Annotated in this window: 3 protein-coding genes and 1 pseudogene; 1 reads left to right on the top strand and 3 read right to left on the bottom strand. The window is 70.5% G+C overall.

The window, feature by feature from the left end:
* The 3 genes and pseudogenes from AC2VOK_RS15005 to crcB (AC2VOK_RS14995) all read right to left on the bottom strand — a co-directional run.
* Positions 1-129 (bottom strand): annotated as a pseudogene (locus AC2VOK_RS15005) (HNH endonuclease); the annotation flags it as partial.
* A 32-nt stretch (positions 130-161) separates the two neighbouring features.
* Positions 162-542 (bottom strand): fluoride efflux transporter CrcB, encoded by a 381-nt coding sequence (gene crcB / locus AC2VOK_RS15000; protein WP_343708406.1) that lies wholly within the window; start codon positions 540-542, stop codon positions 162-164.
* Complete coding sequence (gene crcB, locus AC2VOK_RS14995; protein ID WP_343708405.1) at positions 539-937, bottom strand: fluoride efflux transporter CrcB; 399 nt, start codon at positions 935-937, stop codon at positions 539-541. Before crcB (AC2VOK_RS14995) ends, crcB (AC2VOK_RS15000) begins: the two co-directional genes overlap by 4 nt.
* Positions 938-1,061: 124 nt before the next feature.
* Here crcB (AC2VOK_RS14995) and pgm point away from each other — a divergent pair.
* The coding region (gene pgm / locus AC2VOK_RS14990; RefSeq protein WP_428901193.1) for a phosphoglucomutase (alpha-D-glucose-1,6-bisphosphate-dependent) at positions 1,062-2,331 on the top strand (1,270 nt) is incomplete at its 3' end.

Here is a 2,331-nt window from a genome sequence, read left to right as displayed (position 1 = left end):
CTCCAGGGCGGCCGCGGCGCGGGCCTGGCCGGCCGCGGCGGCGGATTTGAGCCGTTCCAGCTCGGCGATGCGCTCGATGAGCGCCGCTTCGCCGGAGGAGGGGTCCACCGCCACCAATGATTCGAACATGAGTTCGATAGTAGACGGGGCCACCGACACCGTCACAAGTGTTCGGCGATCCGCTGCCCCAGCTGCGCCGCGGCGAGCCCCAACGCGATGCTGACGACGATGTTGGCCAGCGCCGGGCGCAACTGGCGCTCCTCGCCGAGTCGCTGGGATTCCAGCATCCAGGTGGAGAAGGTCGTGTAGGCGCCGACGAACGCGGTGTCGGTCAGCAGGGCCGCCTCCCTGCTCAGGGCCAGTCCGCTGATCACCCCGAGCAGCGCGGCCCCGCTGATGTTGACCGTCAGGGTGCCGAACGGAAACGGCCGGGCGACCCGCCGGCCCACCGTCCGGTCCACCAGGAAACGCAGCACCGCCCCGGTGCCTCCGGCGAGCAGCACGCCGGCCCACACGGCCAGTGATGTCAACGCGCCCGTCATCGCCGAAACCGCACCCGGCGCACGAACGCGGTGGACAGGTGCACTGCGAGGAATCCCAGCACGATGGTGGTGACGGTGTAGGCCGCGGCGAGGGCCCAGTGGCCGCCCTGGAGCATGCTCAGCGTCTCGACCTGCATCGTGGAGAACGTGGTCAGCCCGCCGCACAGCCCGGTGCCCAGCAGGGGGCGCCGGTAGCTGGACGACGGGAGCCGTTCGAGCAGCCGGGTGGTGAAGTAGCCGACCAGGAAGGCGCCGACGATGTTCACCGTGAACGTCGGCCACGGCCAGCTCGCCGGGTCATGGACGGTGAGTACGGTAATCACGGCGCGGGCCAGCGCGCCCAACGCGCCGCCGGCGAAAACCGCGGCCAACTCGCGGTGGTCGAGGCTTGCCACTGATCGGTTCCCTTCCGTTTGCTGCCTTGGGTGTGCTGGAGATGCGCTTCGCAGCGTAACCGGATACGCCGGCGCGTAAGGCTCGGAGCGCGCGCGAGGGGAGGCGCGGGCAGAATGAGTAGCCATGGTGGCCAACCCGCGTGCCGGTCAGCCGGCCCAGCCCGAAGACCTCGTCGATCTGCCCCACCTCATCACCTGCTACTACTGCATCGCTCCGGACCCCGAGGACATCGCCCAGCAGGTGGTGTTCGGCACCTCGGGTCACCGCGGCTCGGCGCTGAACGGAGCGTTCAACGAGGCCCACATCCTGGCCGTCACCCAGGCCATCGTCGAGTACCGTACCGCCCACGGCACCACCGGGCCGTTGTTCATCGGCCGCGATACGCATGGGCTTTCGGAGCCGGCCTGGGTGTCGGCGCTGGAGGTGTTGGCCGCCAACGATGTTGTGGCCATGGTCGACTCGCGGGACCGGTACACGCCGACGCCGGCGGTCAGCCACGCCATCCTCGCCTACAACCGCGGCCGCACCGAGGCGCTGGCCGACGGGATCGTGGTCACGCCGTCGCACAACCCGCCCGCCGACGGCGGCTTCAAGTACAACCCGCCCCACGGCGGCCCCGCCGGCACCGAGGCCACCAACGCGATCGCCAAGCGCGCCAACGAGATTCTGCGCACCGGCGCGGGGGTGAAGCGGGTCCCGCTGGCCCGCGCGCTGCAGACCGTCCACCGCCACGACTACCTAGGCAACTACGTCGACGACCTGCCCAACGTGGTCGACGTCGCCGCGATCCGCGCGGCCGGGATACGGATCGGGGCCGACCCGCTGGGCGGGGCCAGCGTGGACTACTGGGGCGAGATCGCGCAGCGGCACAACCTCGAGCTGACCGTGGTCAACCCGCTGGTCGACGCCACCTGGCGGTTCATGACGCTCGACCACGACGGCAAGATCCGGATGGACTGCAGCTCGCCGGACGCGATGGCCGGGCTCATCGCCAACCGGGACCGCTTCCAGATCGCCACCGGCAACGACGCCGACGCCGACCGTCACGGCATCGTCACCCCCGACGCGGGGCTGCTCAACCCGAACCACTACCTCGCGGTGGCCATCGACTACCTCTACACCCACCGCCCGTCGTGGCCCGACGGCATCGCCGTGGGCAAGACCGCGGTCAGTTCGTCGATCATCGACCGGGTGGTCGCGGGCATCGGCCGCAAGCTGCTCGAGGTGCCGGTCGGGTTCAAGTGGTTCGTCGACGGGCTGATCGGCGGCACCATCGGCTTCGGCGGCGAGGAGTCGGCCGGGGCGTCGTTCCTGCGCCGCGACGGCTCGGTGTGGACCACCGACAAGGACGGCATCATCCTGGCCCTGCTGGCCGCCGAGATCCTGGCCGTCA

The sequence above is a fragment of the Mycobacterium sp. TH-M116 genome, from assembly GCF_057473685.1.
The sequence above is the reverse complement of the archived record's forward strand: the minus strand, read 5'-3'. Positions and strand labels throughout refer to the sequence as shown.

Excerpts from the sequence above, each read along its gene's own strand:
- crcB (WP_343708406.1), bottom strand. The coding sequence starts at position 542 with ATGACGGGCGCGTTGACATCACTGGCCGTGTGGGCCGGCGTGCTGCTC.